Annotated in this window: 19 protein-coding genes and 1 pseudogene; 17 read left to right on the forward strand and 3 right to left on the reverse strand. The window is 71.3% G+C overall.

The features are described 5' to 3' along the window. The first annotated feature begins 24 nt into the window (after positions 1–24). The 13 genes and pseudogenes from pdxS to AB0399_RS02940 all read left to right on the forward strand — a co-directional run bounded on the left by pdxS (position 25) and on the right by AB0399_RS02940 (position 13210). Complete coding sequence (gene pdxS, locus AB0399_RS02880) at positions 25–969, forward strand: pyridoxal 5'-phosphate synthase lyase subunit PdxS (protein WP_329371561.1); 945 nt, start codon at positions 25–27, stop codon at positions 967–969. A gap of 7 nt (positions 970–976) precedes the next feature. Next, positions 977–1570, forward strand: coding sequence for a pyridoxal 5'-phosphate synthase glutaminase subunit PdxT (gene pdxT / locus AB0399_RS02885; protein WP_329371563.1), 594 nt, complete (start codon positions 977–979; stop codon positions 1568–1570). 79 nt (positions 1571–1649) lie between these two features. Next, positions 1650–2402 (forward strand): YebC/PmpR family DNA-binding transcriptional regulator, encoded by a 753-nt coding sequence (locus AB0399_RS02890; RefSeq protein WP_328461563.1) that lies wholly within the window; start codon positions 1650–1652, stop codon positions 2400–2402. A 144-nt stretch (positions 2403–2546) separates the two neighbouring features. Continuing rightward, complete coding sequence (gene ruvC, locus AB0399_RS02895) at positions 2547–3161, forward strand: crossover junction endodeoxyribonuclease RuvC (RefSeq protein ID WP_329371565.1); 615 nt, start codon at positions 2547–2549, stop codon at positions 3159–3161. Beyond that, on the forward strand, positions 3158–3775 hold the full coding sequence (gene ruvA, locus AB0399_RS02900; RefSeq protein WP_328461559.1) for a Holliday junction branch migration protein RuvA: 618 nt from the start codon (positions 3158–3160) through the stop codon (positions 3773–3775). The genes ruvC and ruvA overlap by 4 nt, the downstream gene beginning before the upstream one ends. Positions 3776–3948: 173 nt before the next feature. Then, on the forward strand, positions 3949–5028 hold the full coding sequence (ruvB, locus tag AB0399_RS02905) for a Holliday junction branch migration DNA helicase RuvB (RefSeq protein ID WP_328461557.1): 1080 nt from the start codon (positions 3949–3951) through the stop codon (positions 5026–5028). Between the two features lie 164 nt (positions 5029–5192). Next, positions 5193–5696: a preprotein translocase subunit YajC gene (gene yajC / locus AB0399_RS02910; RefSeq protein WP_366410034.1), complete on the forward strand. Its 504-nt coding sequence runs from the start codon at positions 5193–5195 to the stop codon at positions 5694–5696. A gap of 76 nt (positions 5697–5772) precedes the next feature. Next, positions 5773–7554: a protein translocase subunit SecD gene (secD, locus tag AB0399_RS02915; protein ID WP_329371572.1), complete on the forward strand. Its 1782-nt coding sequence runs from the start codon at positions 5773–5775 to the stop codon at positions 7552–7554. Then, positions 7554–8744, forward strand: a complete 1191-nt coding sequence (gene secF / locus AB0399_RS02920; protein WP_329371574.1) for a protein translocase subunit SecF — start codon at positions 7554–7556, stop codon at positions 8742–8744. Before secD ends, secF begins: the two co-directional genes overlap by 1 nt. 131 nt (positions 8745–8875) lie before the next feature. Further along, positions 8876–9436, forward strand: coding sequence for an adenine phosphoribosyltransferase (locus AB0399_RS02925; protein ID WP_329371576.1), 561 nt, complete (start codon positions 8876–8878; stop codon positions 9434–9436). A 482-nt stretch (positions 9437–9918) separates the two neighbouring features. Beyond that, positions 9919–12258: a bifunctional (p)ppGpp synthetase/guanosine-3',5'-bis(diphosphate) 3'-pyrophosphohydrolase gene (locus AB0399_RS02930; RefSeq protein ID WP_328473857.1), complete on the forward strand. Its 2340-nt coding sequence runs from the start codon at positions 9919–9921 to the stop codon at positions 12256–12258. A 14-nt stretch (positions 12259–12272) separates the two neighbouring features. Further along, positions 12273–12632, forward strand: a pseudogene (locus AB0399_RS02935) (serine/threonine-protein kinase); the annotation flags it as partial. 47 nt (positions 12633–12679) lie between these two features. Continuing rightward, positions 12680–13210 (forward strand): tetratricopeptide repeat protein, encoded by a 531-nt coding sequence (locus AB0399_RS02940; protein WP_366410035.1) that lies wholly within the window; start codon positions 12680–12682, stop codon positions 13208–13210. Positions 13211–13415: 205 nt separating this feature from the next. Here AB0399_RS02940 and AB0399_RS02945 read toward each other — a convergent pair whose 3' ends face one another. Next, positions 13416–14645, reverse strand: a complete 1230-nt coding sequence (locus AB0399_RS02945; protein ID WP_329371584.1) for a DUF349 domain-containing protein — start codon at positions 14643–14645, stop codon at positions 13416–13418. A 217-nt stretch (positions 14646–14862) separates the two neighbouring features. After that, positions 14863–15717, reverse strand: a complete 855-nt coding sequence (locus AB0399_RS02950; protein ID WP_329371586.1) for a peptidylprolyl isomerase — start codon at positions 15715–15717, stop codon at positions 14863–14865. 264 nt (positions 15718–15981) lie between these two features. Here AB0399_RS02950 and AB0399_RS02955 point away from each other — a divergent pair, with 264 nt between their 5' ends. The 4 genes from AB0399_RS02955 (at position 15982) to AB0399_RS02970 (ending at position 20181) form a co-directional block, all read left to right on the forward strand. Further along, positions 15982–16695: an MBL fold metallo-hydrolase gene (locus AB0399_RS02955; RefSeq protein ID WP_366410036.1), complete on the forward strand. Its 714-nt coding sequence runs from the start codon at positions 15982–15984 to the stop codon at positions 16693–16695. Between the two features lie 11 nt (positions 16696–16706). Next, on the forward strand, positions 16707–17969 hold the full coding sequence (gene hisS, locus AB0399_RS02960; protein ID WP_366410037.1) for a histidine--tRNA ligase: 1263 nt from the start codon (positions 16707–16709) through the stop codon (positions 17967–17969). A gap of 101 nt (positions 17970–18070) precedes the next feature. Then, the gene (locus AB0399_RS02965) at positions 18071–18730 is read left to right on the forward strand and encodes a vitamin K epoxide reductase family protein (protein WP_366410038.1); all 660 of its coding nucleotides are present in this window, start codon (positions 18071–18073) and stop codon (positions 18728–18730) included. 98 nt (positions 18731–18828) lie between these two features. Further along, positions 18829–20181 carry a replication-associated recombination protein A gene (locus AB0399_RS02970; RefSeq protein WP_366410039.1) on the forward strand — a complete coding sequence of 451 codons (1353 nt, stop codon included), beginning with the start codon at positions 18829–18831 and terminating at the stop codon, positions 20179–20181. 80 nt (positions 20182–20261) lie between these two features. On the opposite strand, the gene AB0399_RS02975 is transcribed toward AB0399_RS02970, so the two are convergent. After that, complete coding sequence (locus tag AB0399_RS02975; RefSeq protein ID WP_329371595.1) at positions 20262–21041, reverse strand: DUF2470 domain-containing protein; 780 nt, start codon at positions 21039–21041, stop codon at positions 20262–20264. Positions 21042–21073: the final 32 nt, after the last annotated feature.

Here is a 21073-nt window from a genome sequence, read left to right on the forward strand (position 1 = left end):
GGGCGCCGCCGGACGATGGAGCCAATGACATCCGTCGCCAGGAGTGAGGTCACTGTGTCCACCGCTTCCCCGTCCGCTTCCCCGTCCCCCGAGACCGGCACCGCCCGCGTCAAGCGCGGCATGGCCGAGCAGCTCAAGGGCGGCGTGATCATGGACGTCGTCACCCCCGAGCAGGCGAAGATCGCCGAGGACGCCGGCGCCGTCGCCGTGATGGCGCTGGAGCGGGTGCCCGCCGACATCCGCAAGGACGGCGGCGTGGCCCGCATGTCGGACCCGGACATGATCGACGGCATCATCGGCGCCGTGTCCATCCCGGTGATGGCCAAGTCCCGGATCGGGCACTTCGTCGAGGCCCAGGTGCTCCAGGCGCTCGGCGTGGACTACATCGACGAGTCCGAGGTGCTGACCCCGGCCGACGAGGTCAACCACTCCGACAAGTGGGCCTTCACCACCCCGTTCGTGTGCGGTGCCACCAACCTGGGCGAGGCGCTGCGGCGGATCGCCGAGGGCGCCGCGATGATCCGCTCCAAGGGCGAGGCCGGCACCGGCAACGTGGTCGAGGCGGTCCGCCACCTGCGGCAGATCAAGGGCGAGATCTCCCGGCTGCGCGGCCTGGACAACAACGAGCTGTTCGCCGCCGCCAAGGAACTGCGCGCCCCGTACGAGCTGGTCCGCGAGGTCGCCGAGCTCGGCAAGCTGCCGGTGGTGCTCTTCTCCGCCGGCGGTGTGGCCACCCCCGCCGACGCCGCGCTGATGCGCCAGCTCGGTGCCGAGGGCGTCTTCGTCGGCTCGGGCATCTTCAAGTCCGGCGACCCCGCCAAGCGCGCCGCGGCCATCGTCCGCGCCACCACTTTCTTCGACGACCCGAAGGTCATCGCGGACGCCTCCCGCAACCTCGGCGAGGCCATGGTCGGCATCAACATCGACACCCTGCCGGAGTCCGAGCACTACGCGAACCGCGGCTGGTAAGGCGACGATGACGAGTTCTCCCACCATCGGCGTCCTGGCCCTTCAGGGCGACGTCCGGGAGCACCTGGCAGCCCTGGCCGCGGCGGACGCCGCGGCCACGGCCGTCCGGCGCCCCGAGGAACTGGCCGCTCTGGACGGGCTGGTGATACCCGGCGGCGAGTCCACCACCATCTCCAAGCTCGCCGCGCTGTTCGGGCTGACCGGGCCGCTGCGGGCCGCGATCCGTGCCGGGCTGCCGGTCTACGGCACCTGCGCCGGCCTGATCATGCTCGCCGACAAGATCCTCGACCCGCGCTCGGGGCAGGAGACGTTCGGCGGTATCGACATGATCGTGCGCCGCAACGCCTTCGGCCGGCAGAACGAGTCCTTCGAGGCGTTCGTCGACGTGCGGGGTGTGCCCGGCGGCCCGGTCGAGGGTGTCTTCATCCGCGCGCCGTGGGTGGAGTCGGTCGGCGCGAACACCGAGGTACTCGCCGAGTACGACGGCCACATCGTCGCCGTACGGCAGGGAAACGTGCTGGCCACGTCGTTCCACCCGGAGCTGACCGGTGACCACCGGGTGCATGAACTCTTCGTGTCCGCCGTGCGCGCGGGGAGCTGACCGTATCCCGGTAGGATCGAGCGCGCGACGAAGAACACGCGACGAAGAACAGCACTGGTGACGCGAAGGAGACTGTCGGATGTCCGGCCACTCTAAATGGGCTACGACGAAGCACAAGAAGGCCGTGATCGATGCCAAGCGCGGCAAGCTCTTCGCGAAGCTGATCAAGAACATCGAGGTCGCGGCGCGCACTGGCGGCGCTGACCCGGACGGCAACCCGACCCTCTTCGACGCCATCCAGAAGGCCAAGAAGAGCTCGGTCCCGAACAAGAACATCGACAGCGCGGTGAAGCGCGGCGCGGGCCTGGAGGCCGGCGGCGCGGACTACCAGACGATCATGTACGAGGGCTACGGGCCGAACGGCGTCGCCGTCCTCATCGAGTGCCTGACCGACAACCGCAACCGCGCCGCCTCCGACGTGCGCGTGGCGATGACCCGCAACGGCGGCTCGATGGCCGACCCGGGCTCGGTGTCGTACCTGTTCAACCGCAAGGGCGTGGTGATCGTCCCCAAGGGCGAGCTGGGCGAGGACGACGTCCTGGGCGCGGTCCTGGACGCCGGCGCCGAGGAGGTCAACGACCTCGGCGAGTCCTACGAGGTGATCAGCGAGGCCACCGACCTGGTGCCGGTGCGCAAGGCCCTCCAGGAGGCCGGTATCGACTACGACTCCGCCGACGCCAACTTCCTGCCCACCATGCAGGTCGAGTTGGACGAGGACGGGGCCCGCAGGATCTTCAAGCTGATCGACGCGCTGGAGGACAGCGACGACGTGCAGAACGTCTTCGCCAACTTCGACGTCTCCGACGAGGTCATGGAGAAGGTCGACGCCTGAGCCGCCGCTGACGGACGGTCAGGAGGGGCCGACGGGACACACCCCGTCGGCCCCTCCGCTGTTTGTCGGTGCCAACCGATAACCTGCACGAACAGGTTGGCGAGCGGCGCCGACGGCGGTGGACGCGCGCGGGAAGGGGGCGGCATGCGGGTGCTCGGCGTGGACCCGGGGCTGACCCGGTGCGGTGTCGGCGTGGTCGACGGCGTGCCCGGCCGGGCACTGACGATGGCCGGCGTCGGGGTGATCCGCACGCCCGCCGACGCGGACATCGGCCACCGGCTGGTGCTGATCGAGCGGGGCCTGGAAGCGTGGCTGGACGAGCACCGCCCCGAGGCCGTGGCCGTCGAGCGCGTCTTCAGCCAGCACAACGTCCGCACCGTGATGGGCACCGCCCAGGCCAGTGCGGTCGCCATCCTGTGCGCGTCCCGGCGCGGCCTGCCGGTGCACTTGCACACTCCCAGCGAGGTCAAGGCGGCCGTCACCGGCAGCGGCCGGGCAGGGAAGGACCAGGTCGGCGCCATGGTGACCAGGCTGCTGCGGCTGGACGCCCCGCCCAAGCCCGCCGACGCCGCCGACGCGCTGGCGCTGGCCATCTGCCACATCTGGCGTTCCCCGGCCACCAACCGCCTCCAGCAGGCCGTCGCCGGCAACCGCCTCCAGCAGGCGGCCGCCGCCCAGCGCGCCGCCGCCACCCACCGCGGCACCGCCCGCCGCACCCCCGACCGGCCGCCCGTACCCACTCAGGAGCCCACCCCGTGATCGCCTTCGTCAGCGGCCCGGTGGCCGCGCTCGCCCCGGACACCGCGGTCATCGAGGTCGGCGGGATCGGCATGGCCGTGCAGTGCGCACCCGGCACCCTGGCCGCCCTGCGGCTGGGCGAGCCCGCCCGGCTGGCCACCTCCCTGGTGGTCCGGGAGGACTCCCTCACCCTCTACGGCTTCGCCGACGACGACGAGCGGCAGGTCTTCGAGCTGCTCCAGACCGTCAGCGGGGTCGGCCCGCGGCTGGCCCAGACGATGCTCGCCGTGCACGCCCCCGACGCCCTGCGCGCCGCTGTCGCGGCCGGCGACGAGAAAGCCCTCACCGCGGTGCCCGGGATCGGCAAGAAGGGCGCCCAGCGGCTGCTGCTGGAGCTGAAGGACCGGCTGGGGGCGCCGCTGGGCACCGGCACCGCAGCCGGCCGCGGTGCCGGTGCCGCGGTGCCGCCGTCCTGGTCCGAGCAGCTGCTGGCCGCGCTCGTCGGGCTCGGCTACGCGCCGCGCGAGGCGGAGGAGGCGGTCGCGGCGGTCACCCCGCAGGCCGAGGCCGCCGCCGAGCCCCATGTCGGCACCCTGCTGCGCGCGGCCCTGCAGACCCTCAACCGCGCCCGCTGACGCCGTACCGCCGCCGCGTCAGCCGATCCCGTCCGCGCACCCCGTACCCTCCGCACCAGCCCGCACCGCCGACCGGTTCCCCGTCCACCCGGAGCCGTTCACCGAAAGCCGTTCATCCGAACCATCCGCCCGACCGTGTCCGACCTCCGCCCGCCCGACCCGAGAGACCTGCCATGAACTGGGACGACGCCCCCGCCGATACGCCCGACCGGCTGGTCGGGTCGGCCGCCGACCGTGAGGACCAGGCGGTCGAGGCGGCGCTGCGGCCCAAGGAGCTGGACGAGTTCATCGGGCAGGAGCGGGTGCGCCAGCAGCTCGACCTGGTGCTCAAGGCCGCCCGCCAGCGGGGCGCCACCGCCGACCACGTCCTGCTCTCGGGGGCCCCCGGGCTCGGCAAGACCACCCTGTCGATGATCATCGCGGCCGAGATGTCCGCGCCGATCCGGATCACCTCGGGCCCGGCCATCCAGCACGCCGGCGACCTCGCCGCGATCCTCTCCTCGCTCACCGAGGGTGAGGTGCTCTTCCTCGACGAGATCCACCGGATGTCCCGGCCGGCCGAGGAGATGCTCTACATGGCGATGGAGGACTTCCGGGTCGACGTGATCGTCGGCAAGGGCCCGGGCGCGACCGCGATCCCGCTGGAGCTGCCGCCCTTCACCCTGGTCGGCGCCACCACCAGGGCCGGACTGCTGCCGCCACCGCTGCGCGACCGGTTCGGTTTCACCGGTCACATGGAGTTCTACGCCCCCGCCGAGCTGGAGCGGGTGATCCACCGCTCGGCCGGGTTGCTGGACGTGAGGATCGACACCGACGGCGCCGCCGAGATCGCCGGCCGCTCCCGCGGCACCCCGCGGATCGCCAACCGGCTGCTGCGCCGGGTGCGGGACTACGCCCAGGTGCGGGCCGACGGCGCGGTCGACCGCGAGATCGCCGCCCAGGCCCTGGAGGTCTACGAAGTCGACGCCCGCGGCCTGGACCGGCTGGACCGGGCGGTCCTGCACGCGCTGCTGAAGCTCTTCGGGGGCGGCCCGGTCGGCCTGTCCACGCTCGCCGTCGCGGTGGGGGAGGAGCGGGAGACCGTCGAGGAGGTCGCGGAGCCGTTCCTGGTGCGGGAAGGGCTGCTCGCAAGGACCCCCAGGGGCCGGGTGGCGACCCCCGCGGCCTGGTCCCACCTGGGCCTCGTACCGCCCCAGCAGGGCGGTGGGACGAGTCAGGGCGGAACCGGACAGACCGGCCTGTTCGGAACCTGACCTCGGTTAGACTCTTCCGATTAGGAACCCCCATGCAATGCTGGGCGTTGTTCCATCGGCGAGCCAGCGCTTAGACTCCGCCGACGCCCTTCCTCTGGATCGGCACCCACATCCCGAAATCCAGGCCATCCCCCACGTTGGCCGTGCGAAGGAATGTCCACACCGTGAGCATCGGAATTCTCCTCCCCCTGATCCTGATCGTCGGCGTCATGTTCATGATGACCCGGTCGCAGAAGACCAAGCAGCGCCAGGCGTTGGAGATGCGCAACAAGATGGAGCCCGGCACCGGCGTGCGCACCATCGGTGGCATGTACGCCGTGGTGAAGGAGGTGAACGACGAGACCGTCCTCCTGGAGATCACGGACGGTGTTCACGCCCACTTCACCAAGTCCGCCATCGGCACGGTGCTCTCCGAGGAGGAGTTCAACCGGATCGTGCACGGCATCGAGCCCGAGGAGCCCGCCGGGCTCGACGGGGAGGCCGAGGACGGCGCCGACGCGGCCGCGGGGGACGCCGCATCGGCCGATGGTGTGACGGACGCGGACAAGGCGGCCGACGGCGACGAGGAGCCCATCAGCCTCGACAAGTCCGACGCGGACGCGGAGCAGGACGGCTCCGCCGCCAAGGACGACGCCGCCAAGGAGCAGAACGGCTCCGCCTCCAAGTAAGCGTCCGGCTTCATCCACTCGTGGCCACCCCTGGGCACGCATGCCCGGGGGCGGTAGGACAGGGAGAGACAACAAGGTGGCAGCAGCCAAGAAGGGCCGCAGGTCCTCGGGGAGCCAGGGATACCCCGGGCGCGCTCTGGCCGTGATCCTCGTCGCTCTGGTGGCGCTGACCGGAGGGATCTTCCTCTCCGGCCACAAGACCCCGCGGCTCGGCATCGACCTCGCCGGCGGCGTGGAGATCACGCTGACCGCCAAGCCCGACCAGGGCAAGGCCGTCTCCAAGGCGAACATGAACACCGCGGTCAACATCATCAACAACCGCGTCAACGGCCTGGGCGTCTCCGAGGCGGAGGTGCAGACCCAGGGGAGCGACAACATCATCGTCGACATCCCCAAGAGCACCAACGCCGACCAGGCCGAGCAGCAGGTGGGCACCACCGCTCAGCTCTACTTCCGGCCGGTCCTCGCCGACGGCGCCGGCGCCCCCACGCCGACGACGACGCCGACTCCCTCCGGCAGCGCCACCCCGAAGTCGTCCGGCTCCGCCACCCCGAAGTCGAGCACGACGCCGTCGAGCTCGTCGAAGTCCACCGCGAGCCCGTCGTCCACCAGCAGCCAGGGCCGCGCGGTCACCGACGCCCTGAAGTCGAGCACGGACAAGGCCCCCACCCCGAAGCCGACCGCGACGACGCCGAGCACCGCCTCGCCGGACCCGACCGACACCAGCGGCGCGACCAGCGACCCGACGTCAGGCGTGCCGGCCGCTCTCCAGGCCAAGTACGCGGCCATCGACTGCACGAAGGCGGCCGAGCGGGCCAAGGCGGCCGAGGGCACCAAGGGCACCGACCCGGTCGTCGCCTGCGGCCAGGAGGGCAAGCAGTGGGTGAAGTACCTGCTCGGCCCCTCCGAGATCGACGGCAAGCACGTCACCAGCGCCAACGCCAACTTCGACACCCAGGGCGGCAACGGCTGGGTGGTGAACCTGAGCTTCGACAGCAAGGGCTCCTCGCAGTTCACCTCCGTCACCAAGACGCTGTCCGCGCAGCAGTCGCCGAACAACCAGTTCGCCATCGACCTCGACGGCAACGTGGTGTCGGCCCCCTCGGTCTCCACGACCCTGTCCGGCGGCACCGCCCAGATCTCCGGTGACTTCACCCAGCAGTCCGCCACCGACCTGGCGAACGTGCTGAAGTACGGCTCGCTGCCGCTGGCCTTCAACATCTCCGACAAGACCACCGTCTCGGCCGCGCTCGGCGGCGAGCAGCTGCACGGCGGCATGATCGCCGGTGCCGTCGGCCTCGCGCTCGTGGTGCTCTACCTGCTGGCGTACTACCGCGGCCTCAGCTTCGTCGCCGTGCTCAGCCTGCTGGTCTCCGCCGGGCTCACCTACACGATCATGTGCCTGCTGGGTGAGGCGGTCGGATTCGCGCTGAACCTGCCGGCGGTCTGCGGCGCCATCGTCGCCATCGGTATCACCGCGGACTCGTTCATCGTCTTCTTCGAGAGAATCCGGGACGAGCTACGCGACGGCAGGTCGCTGCAACCGGCGGTGGCCCGCGGCTGGCCGCGCGCCCGGCGCACCATCCTGGTGTCGGACTTCGTGTCCTTCCTCGCCGCGGCCGTGCTGTACGTCGTGTCGGTCGGCAAGGTCCGGGGCTTCGCGTTCACCCTCGGCCTGACCACCCTGCTCGACGTCGCCGTGGTGTTCCTCTTCACCAAGCCGCTGATGACGATCCTCGCCCGCAAGGCCTTCTACGCCAAGGGCCACAAGTGGTCCGGCCTCAACGCGGAGAGCCTGGGCGTCACTCCGCCGCTGCGCCGTATCCGCCGCCAGTCCTCCGAGACGAAGGAAGCCTGATGTCCAAGCTCGGCACCCTCGGTCACCGGTTGCACCGCGGTGAGGTCAGCTACGACTTCGTCGGCAAGCGGAAGATCTGGTACACGGTCTCCATCATCGTCACGATCGTCGCGATCGTCGGCCTGGTGGTGAACGGCCTGAAGGAGAGCATCGACTTCTCCGGCGGCGCGGTCTTCAACACCCCGAAGACGTCCATGTCCGTCTCCGACGTGCAGAGCAAGATCTCCGGGGACACCGACGGCCGCGACGCCACCGTGCAGAAGCTCGGCAACGGCAGCATGCGCATCCAGGTCGCCGGACTCTCCACGGACGAGTCGAAGAAGGTCCAGCAGGAGATCGCCAAGGACCTCGACCTCCCGTCGTCGAAGATCGACGCGGAGATCGTCGGCCCGAGCTGGGGCAAGGAGATCACCCACAAGGCAGTCGAAGGTCTGATCATCTTCCTGGTGCTGGTGGTCATCTACCTCGCCATCGCCTTCGAGTGGCGGATGGCCGTGGCCGCGCTCGTCGCCCTGCTGCACGACCTCACCATCACCGTCGGCGTCTACGCGATCGTCGGCTTCGAGGTCTCGCCCGGTACGGTGATCGGCCTGCTGACCATCCTCGGTTACTCGCTCTACGACACGGTCGTGGTGTTCGACGGGCTGAAGGAAGCCAGCAAGGACATCACCAAGAAGAACACCGCCACCTACAGCGAGGTCGCCAACCGCAGCCTCAACAGCACCCTGGTCCGGTCGATCAACACCACCGTGGTGGCGCTGCTCCCGGTCGCCGCGCTGCTGTTCATCGGTGGCGGCATCCTCGGCGCCGGCATGCTCAACGACATCGCGCTCGCGCTGTTCGTCGGCCTCACCGCCGGTGCGTACTCCTCGATCTTCATCGCCACCCCGATCGTGGCGGAGCTGAAGGAGCACGAGCCGCAGATGAAGTCGCTGCGCAAGCGGGTGCTCGCCAAGCGGGCCTCCGAGGCGGCGAAGGCGAAGGCCAGGCTCGCCGCCGGCGAGTCCCCGGCCGACCCCGACGACAGCGACGACCGGCCCGAGGACGACGAGGACGGCGCCGCACCCGCGGTCGTCGGCCCCGGCGCCCAGCGCACCGGCGGCAGTGACTCCGCCTCCCGCCCGACCCGCAACCAGCCCTCCAACCGGGGCACCCGCGGCCGCAACCGCCCCTCCGGCAAGCGCCGCTGATCCGCCGCCCGCCGCCGCCCGGAAGCACCTCACCGGGCGGCGGCGGGCGTTTTCACGTCCTCGTACCGCCCGGCGCCCGGACGGCGGGCCCGCGCGCTCCTCGTACCGGACCCCGTACCGAAAGAAGCACCATGACCACGACGGAAGCCGCCTCCTCCGAGCTGCGGGACCTGCTGCTGTCCCGGATTCGCGACGTGCCGGACTATCCGCAGCCCGGGGTGATGTTCAAGGACATCACGCCGCTGCTCGCCGACCCGGTGGCGTTCAACGCCCTCGTGGACGCGCTCGCCGGGCTGTGCAGCCGGCACGCGGCCACCAAGGTCGTCGGCCTGGAGGCCAGAGGCTTCATCCTGGCCGCGCCCGCCGCCGCCCGCGCCCGGCTCGGCTTCGTACCGGTCCGCAAGGCGGGCAAGCTGCCCGGCCCGACCCTCGCGCAGGGCTACGCGCTGGAGTACGGCACCGCCGAGATCGAGGTGCACGCCGACGCCTTCGGGCCCGGCGACCGGGTGATCGTGATCGACGACGTGCTCGCCACCGGTGGCACCGCCGAGGCCGCGCTCGACCTGATCGGCCGCACCGGCGCGAGCGTCGTCGGCCTGGCGGTGCTGCTGGAGCTGGCCGTGCTCGGTGGCCGGGAGCGGCTCGCCCCGGCCCTGAAGGGCGTGCCGCTCGACGCGCTCGTGGTGGTCTGAGCCCGTAACGGGGCCGCTGGGGCCGCTGGGGCGCCGAGCGGCGGGCCGGGCCACCCTGGCGGCCCCAGGGGGCGTACACCGGCGCGTAGCGGTGTACGCCCGCGCTCCGCGCGTTCCGGGGCCCGCGGAGCGCGGCCGGGGCCGCCTTGCCCCTGGCGGGCCGCCCGCCGGGCGCCGCCGCTCGTTACCATGGGACTTCCACCGCGTGAGGAGTGCCGTTGCCAGACCAGGCCCAGCCGCTCAACGCCGCTGACGGGACCGCCCAGGGGACGGGTCCGGCCGACGGCGGGGAGGGCACGCCCGCGCCTGTCACGCCGGCGCCCGCGTCCTCGTCCGCCTCCTCGTCCGCGGGCACACCTCCGTCCGCGCCCCGGTCCGCGCCCGCGCCCGCCACGGCGGAGACGGCGCAGCCGGAGAGCGACGGGGAGCGTGACGGGGAGCGTGACGGCGCCACTCTCGCGCCCAAGTCCGCCCCGGCCGCCATCCGGCCGGTCCGCACCCCCGGCAGCGTCGCGCCGACCCGCCCCGGCCCGTCCTCCAGCCGGGTCCGCGCCCGGCTCGCCCGGCTCGGCGTGCAGCGCTCCAGCGCGTACAACCCGGTGCTCGAACCGCTGCTGCGGGTCGTGCGGGGCAACGACCCCAAGGGCGACAGCGCGCAGTTGCGGCAGATCGAGGCCGCCTACCAGGTCGCCGAGCGCTGGCACCGCGGCCAGAAGCGCAAGAGCGGCGACCCGTACATCACCCACCCGCTGGCGGTCACCACCATCCTCGCCGAGCTGGGCATGGACCCCGCCACCTTGATGGCCGGGCTGCTGCACGACACCGTCGAGGACACCGAGTACGGCCTGGAGCAGCTGCGCCGCGACTTCGGCGACCGGGTCGCCCTGCTCGTCGACGGCGTCACCAAGCTGGACAAGGTCAAGTTCGGCGAGGCCGCGCAGGCCGAGACGGTCCGCAAGATGGTCGTCGCGATGGCCAAGGACCCCCGGGTCCTGGTCATCAAGCTCGCCGACCGGCTGCACAACATGCGCACCATGCGCTACCTGAAGCGGGAGAAGCAGGAGAAGAAGGCCCGCGAGACGCTGGAGATCTACGCCCCGCTCGCCCACCGGCTGGGCATGAACACCATCAAGTGGGAGCTGGAGGACCTCGCCTTCGCGATCCTCTACCCGAAGATGTACGACGAGATCGTCCGCCTCGTCGCCGAGCGCGCCCCCAAGCGCGACGAGTACCTCGCCGTGGTCACCGACCAGGTCCAGCAGGACCTGCGCGCGGCCCGGATCAAGGCCACCGTCACCGGCCGCCCGAAGCACTACTACAGCGTCTACCAGAAGATGATCGTCCGCGGCCGGGACTTCGCGGAGATCTACGACCTGGTCGGCATCCGGGTGCTGGTCGACACCGTCCGGGACTGCTACGCGGCACTCGGCACCATTCACGCGCGATGGAACCCGGTCCCCGGCCGGTTCAAGGACTACATCGCGATGCCGAAGTTCAACATGTACCAGTCGCTGCACACCACCGTGATCGGCCCCAGCGGCAAGCCCGTCGAGCTGCAGATCCGCACCTTCGACATGCACCGCCGCGCCGAGTACGGCATCGCCGCGCACTGGAAGTACAAGCAGGAGGCGGTGGCCGGCGCCTCCAAGGTGCGTACCGACAGCCCGCGTTCGGACAAGAAGGACGACGCGGTCAACGACATGGCGTGGCTGCGCCAGTTGCTCGACTGGCAGAAGGAGACCGAGGACCCGGGCGAGTTCCTGGAGTCGCTGCGGTTCGACCTGTCGCAGAGCGAGGTCTTCGTCTTCACCCCCAAGGGTGACGTGATAGCGCTGCCGGCCGGCGCCACCCCGGTCGACTTCGCCTACGCGGTGCACACCGAGGTCGGCCACCGCACCATCGGTGCCCGCGTCAACGGGCGGCTGGTGCCGCTGGAGTCCACCCTCGACAACGGCGACACCGTGGAGGTGTTCACCTCCAAGGCGTCCGGCGCCGGGCCGTCCCAGGACTGGCTGGGCTTCGTCAAGTCGCCCCGGGCCCGCAACAAGATCCGCGCCTGGTTCTCCAAGGAGCGCCGCGAGGAGGCGGTCGAGCAGGGCAAGGAAGCCATCGCCCGCGCGATGCGCAAGCAGAACCTGCCGATCCAGCGGGTGCTCACCGGCGACTCGCTGGTCACCCTCGCCCACGAGATGCGCTACCCCGACATCTCCGCGCTGTACGCGGCGATCGGCGAGGGGCACATCACCGCGCAGTCCGTGGTGCAGAAGCTGGTCGACGCGCTCGGCGGGGAGGACGGCGCCACCGAGGACATCGCCGAGATCACCACGCCCACCCAGGGCCGTACCAAGCGGCGGAAGAACGCCGACCCGGGCGTCATCGTCAAGGGCGAGAGCGATGTGTGGGTGAAGCTCTCCCGCTGCTGCACCCCGGTGCCGGGCGATCCGATCATCGGCTTCGTCACCCGGGGCAACGGCGTCTCGGTGCACCGGGCCGACTGCGTCAACGTCGACTCGCTCTCCCAGCAGCCCGAGCGGATCATCGACGTCGAGTGGGCGCCCACCCAGTCCTCGGTCTTCCTGGTCGCCATCCAGGTCGAGGCGCTGGACCGGGCCCGGCTGCTCTCCGACGTCACACGCGTGCTGTCCGACCAGCACGTCAACATCCTGTCGGCGGCGGTGCAGACGTCGCGCGACCGGGTGGCGATCTCCCGGTTCACCTTCGAGATGGGCGACCCGAAGCACCTCGGCCACGTCCTGAAGGCCGTCCGCGGTGTCGAGGGCGTCTACGACGTCTACCGGGTGACCTCCGGCCGGCAGCGGTAGCCCCGCCCGGCGGCATAGGATCGTCCTCATCGTGCGTCGAGCGCGAGGGGGCGCTGCCCGTCGAGGTGGTGGAGACCGTCGCGGTGAGCATCTGCAGGGGCCTCGAAGCGGTCCACGAGGCAGGTGTGGTGCACCGCGACGTCAAACCGTCGAATGTGATGGTCACCCGGTCCGGCCGGGTCGTACTCCATGACTTCGGGCTGTCCCGGGTCCTCGACAACACCCCGCTCACCGGGGTCGGCGACGTCGTGGGCACCCCGCGGCACCTGCCGCCGGAGACCATGCGCGGCGCCTCGCCCCGGCCCACCGCCGACCTGTACGGGCTGGGCACCTGCATGTACACGATGCTCACCGGGCGGGAGCCGTTCACCGACGAGGAAGAGGTCGCGGGCATCGTCTTCCAGGTCGTGGACGTCGGGGTGTGGGGACGATCTACCAGCTGCTGGACGTGCGGCTGCGAGCCAAGAACCGCCCGCGTCCGCAGCGCCACCAGGAGAACAACACCGGCCGGCTGCCGCTGGTCCGCAACCGCGCCGCCGCGACCGAACCCGTCCCCGCAGGACCGGTGCTGCGCGAGGAGGTGCGGGCGGCCATGCTCGCCGCCGGGCTCAACCTCGCCCGCCTGCTGCGGTCCGTGGGCCGCAGCAGGGACGCGCTGCCGGTGCTGCGGCTCGCGTTGCAGGAAGGCGCGCCCGGCACCGGGGCGAACAACTTCGCCGTCCAGCTCGAACTGGCGGAACTGCTCGCCGACACCGGCCGGAGCCGGGAGGCCGTCGAGGTGCTGGAGCAGGCGTTCATGGAGACCCACAAGTCGTTCGGGCCCGAGGCGGTCCAGGTCTGCCGGCGCCTCGCCGACCTGCTCCAGGAGTCCGGCAACCACATCCAGGCATGCGAGGTGCTCAAGCACGCCCTGGACCTGACCGAACTCGGCCCCGGCGAACGCGGGCGGTAGCCCGCCGGCCGGCCGCGGCAGGCGGCAACGGGACCGCGCGGGCTGCCTGGCTGCGGATGTGCCCGGACCTCGCGGTTCGCGGACGGTCGCTCGCGCGGTTCCCCGCGCCCCTTGCTGCTTGCGGCTCACCCCTGTCGCGGGAGGAGCCGCACCAGCAGAGGCGCGGGGAACCGGCGGGCGGGGGTCAGCCCCCGAACGGGCGGGGTCAGCCCCCGAACTCGCCCATGCCCTTCAGGGCCGCGTCCAGGAGGGCCTGGCGGCCGTCGAGCTCGGCTTGGAGCTTGTCGGCCTTCGCGGAGTTCCCCGCGGCGCGCGCCGTGTCGATCTGGCCGCGCAACTTCTCCACTGCGGCCTGGAGTTGGCCGGTCAGGCCGGCGGCACGAGCCCGGACCTCCGGGTTGGTGCGCCGCCACTCGGCTTCCTCCGAGTCCTGCAGCGCCCGCTCCACGGTGTGCATGCGCCCCTCGATCCGCGGCCGGGCGTCGCGCGGCACATGGCCGATCGCCTCCCACCGCTCGTTGATCGAACGGAACGCCGCCCGCGCGGACTTGAGATCGGTCACCGGCAGCAGCTTCTCCGCCTCGGTGACCAGCTCCTCCTTGCGGGCGAGGTTGTCCCGCTGCTCGCTGTCCCGCTCGGCGAACACCTCGGAACGGGCGGCGAAGAAGACGTCCTGCGCACCGCGGAACCGGTTCCACAGGTCGTCCTCGGCCTCGCGCTGGGCGCGGCCGGCCGCCTTCCACTCCGTCATCAACTCGCGGTAGCGGGCCGCGGTGGGCCCCCAGTCCGTCGAACCGGACAGCGACTGCGCCTCGGTGACCAGCTTCTCCTTGGTCCGCCGGGCCTCCTCACGCTGCGCGTCCAGCGACGCGAAGTGCGCCTTGCGCCGCTTGGAGAAGACCGAACGGGCGTGGCTGAAGCGGTGCCACAACTCGTCGTCGGCCTTGCGGTCCAGTCGGGGCAGGCCCTTCCAGGTGTCCACCAGAGCCCGCAGCCGCTCACCCGCGGTGCGCCACTGCTCGCTCTCGGCCAACTCCTCGGCCTCGGCGACCAGTTTCTCCTTGGCGGTCTTCGCCTCCTCGCTCTGCTTCGCCCGGACCGCCCTGCGCTCCTCGCGCCGGGTGTCCACCAGCGCCACCAGCGCGTCCAGCCGGGTGCCCAGCGCCGCCAGGTCGCCGACCGCATGCGCCTCGGTCACCGCGGTACGCAGGTGCTCGATCGCGGCCAGCGCCTCCTTGGGCGCCAGATCGGTGGTCCGCACCCGCCGTTCGAGGAGGCCGATCTCCACGACGAGCCCCTCGTACTTGCGCTCGTAGTAGGCGAGCGCCTCGTCAGGGGAGCCCGCCTGCCACGAACCGACCTCCTTCTCACCGTCGGCCGTACGCACGTACACGGTCCCCGTCTCATCGACGCGGCCCCACGGGTCGCTGCTCACAGCGCCTCCCTCATGTGATGCCCACTTACGTCACCGCCGGCGGGCATCGTCCACAGTGTCTCTCCGGCCGGGCCGCACGCCCTGACCGGTCCCAACGCCAACATAGGCGACCAGCGCCCCGGCTGTCCGCATCCGATGCGCGCCCAATCGCGAATTCGGATACCGATCAGGACTCGGTCCGATCATGGTCAGGTAGCGGTCGCGGCCCGGCCGGGGGTCAGGACTTCTCCACCGTCGCCTTGTTGATCACCACGGTCGCGTTCGGCGCGCCGTCGCCCTGGCCGGTGCTCTCGCCGTCGGCGGCGATCTTGTCGAGCACCTTCAGGCCGGCCTTGGAGATCGTGCCGAACGGGGTGTACTGCGGGGGCAGCGGGCTGTCCTTGTAGACCAGGAAGAACTGGCTGCCGCCGGTGTGCGCCTGGCCGGTGTTGGCCATCGCGACGGTGCCCGCCGGGTAGGTGACCGAACCGGAGCTCGCGTCGGCCTTGCCGAACGCCTTCAGGTTCTCGTCGGGGATGGTGTACCCCGGACCGCCGGAGCCCTGGCCGGTCGGGTCGCCGCACTGGAGGACGTAGATCCCGGTGGTGGTCAGCCGGTGGCAGACGGTGTGGTCGAAGAAGCCCTGGTCGGCCAGGAACTTGAACGAGTTGACGGTGTGCGGGGCCTTGGCCGTCTCCAGCGCCATCGAGATGTCGCCGCAGGTGGTCTGGAGGTCGAAGGTGTAGGCGGCGGACTTGTCGATGGACATCGCCGGCTCCTTCTTCCACTGCTTGGTGCCGGGCTTGCCCGCCGCGGCCTTCTTGCAGGGGTCCGGTCCCTTGGGCGCCGCGGAGGTGGTCGGCGCCGCGGACGGGGTCGGGCTGGTCGCGGCCGCGTCGTCCTTCTTCTTGCTGCTGCCGTCGAACGCGCCTGCCGCGTAAGCCCCGCCGAGCGAGGCGACCACCACGGCGACCACCACGGCGATCACCGAGTTGCGCACCCGCGTCTTGCGCTGTGCGCTCACCCGGCGCTGCTGCTGGCGCGCGAACTTGTCCCGGGCGAGCTGCCGCCGCCGCTGATCTCTGGTGGTCACTTCGCCGTCTCCGTCGTCTGAGTGTCGGTTGTCCGCCAGGTGCCGCGCACCGACGCTTTGCGTTGTATGTTTCCTGTGCGCCGGCTGTATCCGAGGAGACACAGCCGGTGCCGAAGCTGCCGTATGCGAATGTACGTGCCGCAGATCTTCGCGTCACGCCACACCTGCCGTCCAGTCCGCGCACCGCCCGACAACTGGTTCGCAGCCGCGCCCCGCTCGCCGGTAGGCTCAAGGCAGCCGACCGCGGACGACAGAAGGACGAACGTGCTCATTGCCGGGTTCCCCGCCGGGGCGTGGGGCACGAACTGCTACGTGGTCGCGCCCGCCGCCGGCGAAGAGTGCGTGATCATCGACCCGGGCGTCGACGCGACCCAGGGTGTCGAGGACGTCCTCGCCAAGCACCGGCTCAAGCCCGTGGCCGTCATCCTCAGCCACGGCCACGTCGACCACGTCGCCTCGGTGCTGCCGGTCTGCGGCGCGCACGACGTGCCCGCCTGGCTGCACCCCGCCGACCGCTACATGCTCAGCGAACCGGAGAAGGCGATCGGCATGGCCGTCGGCGCCCCGCTGTTCGCGGATCTGACCGTCGGCGAGCCCGACGACCTCAGGGAACTGACCGACGGCGAGACCCTCGCCCTGGCCGGTCTGGAGTTCGGCGTCGCGCACGCGCCCGGCCATACCAAGGGGTCGGTGACCTACCGGCTGCCCCCGACCACCGACATCCCGTCGGTGTTCTTCTCGGGCGACCTGTTGTTCGCCGGCTCCGTCGGACGCACCGACCTGCCAGGTGGCGACACCGCCGAGCTCCACGAGTCGCTGGCCCGCGTGTGCCTGCCGCTCGACGACTCGACGGTGGTGCTCTCCGGGCACGGCCCCCAGACGACCATCGGCCGCGAACGCGCCACCAACCCCTATCTGGGCAAGGTGGCCGGCGGCCACGGAACCGGCGACGACCCGGCTCCACGACGAGGATTGTGACTGTCACTGCCGTGAGCACGTTCCAGGCCCCCAAGGGCACGTACGACCTTCTGCCGCCCGACTCCGCGGCGTTCCTCGCGGTGCGCGAGGCGATCGCCGCCCCGGCCCGCCGGGCCGGCTACGGATACGTCGAGACCCCCGGCTTCGAGCACGTCGAACTGTTCGCCCGCGGTGTCGGCGAGTCCACCGACATCGTCACCAAGGAGATGTACGCCTTCTCCACCAAGGGCGGCACCGAACTCGCGCTGCGCCCCGAAGGCACCGCGTCGGTGCTGCGCGCCGCCCTCCAGGCCAACCTGCACAAGGCCGGCAACCTGCCGGTGAAGCTCTGGTACTCCGGCTCCTACTACCGCTACGAGCGCCCGCAGGCAGGCCGGTACCGGCACTTCTCGCAGGTCGGCGCCGAGGCGATCGGCGCCGAGGACCCGGCGCTGGACGCCGAGTTGATCATCCTGGCGGTCGACGCGTACCGCTCGCTCGGCCTGCGCGACTTCCGGCTGCTGCTCAACTCGCTCGGCGACAAGGAGTGCCGCCCGGCCTACCGGGCCGCCCTCCAGGAGTTCCTGCGCGGCCTCGACCTCGACGACGACACCCGCAAGCGGATCGAGATCAACCCGCTGCGGGTGCTGGACGACAAGCGGGAGTCCGTGCAGCGTCAACTCGCCGGCGCGCCGCTCATCATTGATCACCTGTGCGAGGCGTGCAAGGAGTACCACGAGCAGGTCCGCGACCTGCTGACCGCGGCCGGCGTCACGTACGAGGACGACCCGCGCCTGGTCAGGGGCCTGGACTACTACACCCGCACCACCTTCGAGTTCGTCCACGACGCCCTCGGCTCGCAGTCCGCGGTCGGCGGCGGCGGGCGGTACGACGGCCTGTCCGAGATGATCGGCGGCCCGTCGCTGCCGTCGGTCGGCTGGGCGCTGGGCGTGGACCGCACCGTGCTCGCGCTCAAGGCCGAGGGAGTGGAACTCGCGCTGCCGGCGGCCACCGACGTGTACGCGGTGCCGCTCGGCGAGCAGGCCAGGCGCGCGCTGTTCGCGCTGGTCACGGAGTTGCGGCGGGCCGGGATCGCGGCGGACTTCGCGTTCGGCGGCAAGGGCATCAAGAACGCGATGAAGTCCGCGGACCGCTCCGGGGCCCGCCTCGCGATCGTCGCGGGGGAGCGGGACCTGGCCGAGGGCGTGGTCCAGCTCAAGGACCTCGCCAGCGGCGAGCAGGGCCCGGTCACGCTCGCCGAGGTGGCGGAAACCGTCAAGGAACGGCTGGTTTAAACCGCTCGTCCGTGTACCAGGGCGGCAGACCTTACGCCGTTCTCACCGCCCTGGTGCACAATGTTTGGTGCCCGCCCCACGGACCTGAGAGATCGGCGATCATGACGACTTCCGCGTTGGACGAGACGCGAACGGACGGCGACCGCGAACCGCAGGTACCCGGCGGGATCGCGCCGACGAAGGCATTCACCTGGCTGCTGCTGATCTCCGGTGTGCTCGGCCTGGTCGCGTCCTTCGTCATCACCAACGACAAGTTCGTCCTGCTGCAGAACACCGTCGAGGGCAAGCCCACACACTTCTCGTGCAGCCTGAACCCGGTCATCGCGTGCGGCAGCGTGATGGAGAGCAAGCAGGCGCATGCCTTCGGCTTCCAGAACCCGATCATCGGCCTGGTCGCGTACGGCGTGGTGATCTGCGTCGCCATGGGTGTGCTCGCCGGCGGCCGCGGCTACAAGCCGTGGTTCTGGTACGGCCTGCAGGCCGGCGGCCTGTTCGGCGTCTGCTTCATCAGCTGGCTCCAGTACCAGACGATCTACAACATCCACGCGGTCTGCCTGTGGTGCTGCCTCGCCTGGGTCGTCACCATCCTGATCTTCTGGTACACGGCCGTGCACAACATCAGGCACGGTCTGATCAAGGTGCCGGGCAAGGTCCGCTCGGCCGTGCTGGAGTTCCACTGGGTGGTGCCGGTGGTCTGGTACGCGGTGATCGGCCTGCTGATCCTGACCCACTTCTGGTACTACTGGAAGACCGTCATCTGACCGCCTGACCTGCGACGACGGCGGGATACCCGCCCCCGCGACGGTGCTTCGGCGGCGCGCGGTCGGGGAGTGTCACAGGGGTGGCATACGCTGCACGGGTGGAGCCAGATCTGTTCAGTGCGGCGGCCGAGGAACGGCGGGAGCGGGACCCGGGCAGCAGCCCGCTCGCGGTGCGGATGCGCCCGCGCACCTTGGAGGAGGTGGTGGGCCAGCAGCACCTGCTGCGCCCGGGCTCACCACTGCGGCGGTTGGTCGGTGACGACGGCACCGGACCCGCGGGTGCCTCCTCGGTGATCCTGTGGGGCCCGCCCGGCACCGGAAAGACCACGCTCGCGTACGTGGTCAGCAAGGCCACCAACAAGCGGTTCGTGGAACTCTCGGCGATCACCGCGGGCGTGAAGGAGGTCCGCGCGGTCATCGAGAGCGCCAAGCGCCAAGCCGGTGGGTACAACCGCGAGACCGTACTGTTCCTCGACGAGATCCACCGCTTCAGCAAGGCCCAGCAGGACTCGCTGCTGCCCGCCGTGGAGAACCGCTGGGTCACCCTGATCGCGGCCACCACGGAGAATCCGTACTTCTCGGTGATCTCGCCGCTGCTGTCCCGCTCCCTGCTGCTGACCCTCGAATCCCTCACCGACGACGACATCCGCGGGGTGCTGCGCCGCGCGCTCACCGAGGAGCGGGGGCTCGACAGCGCGGTCACCCTCCCGCAGGACGCCGAGGACCACCTGCTGCGGATCGCCGGCGGTGACGCCCGGCGCGCGCTGACCGCCCTGGAGGCCGGCGCGGGCGCCGCCCTCGCCAAGGGCGAGGACACCCTCACCCTCGCCACCGTCGAGGAGGCCGTCGACCGCGCCGCGGTGGCCTACGACCGCGACGGCGACCAGCACTACGACGTGGCGAGCGCCCTGATCAAGTCGATCCGCGGCTCCGACGTGGACGCGGCGCTGCACTACCTGGCACGGATGATCGTGGCCGGGGAGGACCCCCGTTTCATCGCCCGCCGGCTGATGATCTCGGCGAGCGAGGACATCGGACTGGCCGACCCGACCGCCCTGCCCACGGCGGTCGCCGCGGCGCAGGCGGTCGCGATGATCGGGTTCCCCGAGGCGTCGCTCATCCTCAGCCACGCCACGATCGCGCTCGCCCTCGCGCCGAAGTCCAACGCGGCGACCACCGCGATCGGGGCGGCGCTGGAGGATGTCCGGGCGGGCAAGGCCGGCCCGGTGCCCACGCATCTGCGGGACGGGCACTACAAGGGCGCGGCCAAACTCGGCCACGCCCAGGGCTACGTCTACCCGCACGACGTACCCGGCGCGATCGCGGCGCAGCAGTACCTGCCGGACGAGATCGCCGACCGCCGCTACTACGAACCGACCCGCTACGGCGCCGAAGCCCGCGTCGCCGACGTCCTCGACCGCGTCCGTGAACGCCTCTCCGGCGGCAACTGACCCTCCGAGTCGGTCGGTCCGCGAGGTCCCGAAACCACGCGGACGGGGCACCCCGGTGGGTCGGGGGCACCCCCGGTAGGTCAGGCCCGGGCCGACGCGAAGAGGTGCCGCAGGGCGCGGCGAGCGGCCGCCGGCCCGTCCACCGGGCTCGGAAAATCGAAGCGAGCGTCGTACGTACCGGCGGACCCGGTGAAGCGGACCCGGAGGCCGAACCGGTCGAGCGCCAGGGGCACCGCGCCGGCGGTGCCGCCCGCACAGGGCTCGCCGACGAGCCCGCACAGCAGCGCGACCTCCTCGGGGTGGGCGGCCGCGAGGTGCTGGAGGACATCGGTCTCGAAGGGCGCGAGCGGATCGGGCCCGGCGGCGGCGAACTCGTCCGGTTCGACGAGAGCCGCACCCCACAGGTCGTCCACGGAGATCTCCCCGGGTTCCAGGCGCAGCAGTTCCGCGTCGGACTCGAAGCCGCCGCCCGGCACGTGGGTGAGCCACCCGGCGACCCAGGCGCGGCCGCGGATGCGGTGCGGGACGGCGACGGGCGCCACGTCGGTGACTTCCAGCACAGCCGGCACCTCGTCGTCGGTGGCGTGCCGGACCGCCCGCACCGCGGGGTGGTCGCGGGGGAAGAGCAGGAAGACGTCGCCCTCGGGCCCCACGGAGCGGCGCAGCGGCACCATCGGCTCGTCCGGTACCGGGCGCAGCGCGGGAATGGTCAGTGCGAGGGACGGGTTACCCTCGACGAGAGTGCGCGCGCGTTCGGCGGCCGAGGGCTGCCGGGGCGCCTCTTCCACTTCGGGACGCGGCTGACCGTTCTCCTGCTGTCGCGACGGCAGTTCGGGTGCGGGGTTCCCGGGTCGAATCATGCGTACTCCTCAGCTAAGGTAAGCCTTACCTA

The sequence above is a fragment of the Streptomyces sp. NPDC088194 genome (assembly GCF_040702025.1).
Taxonomy (GTDB): Bacteria; Actinomycetota; Actinomycetes; order Streptomycetales; family Streptomycetaceae; genus Actinacidiphila.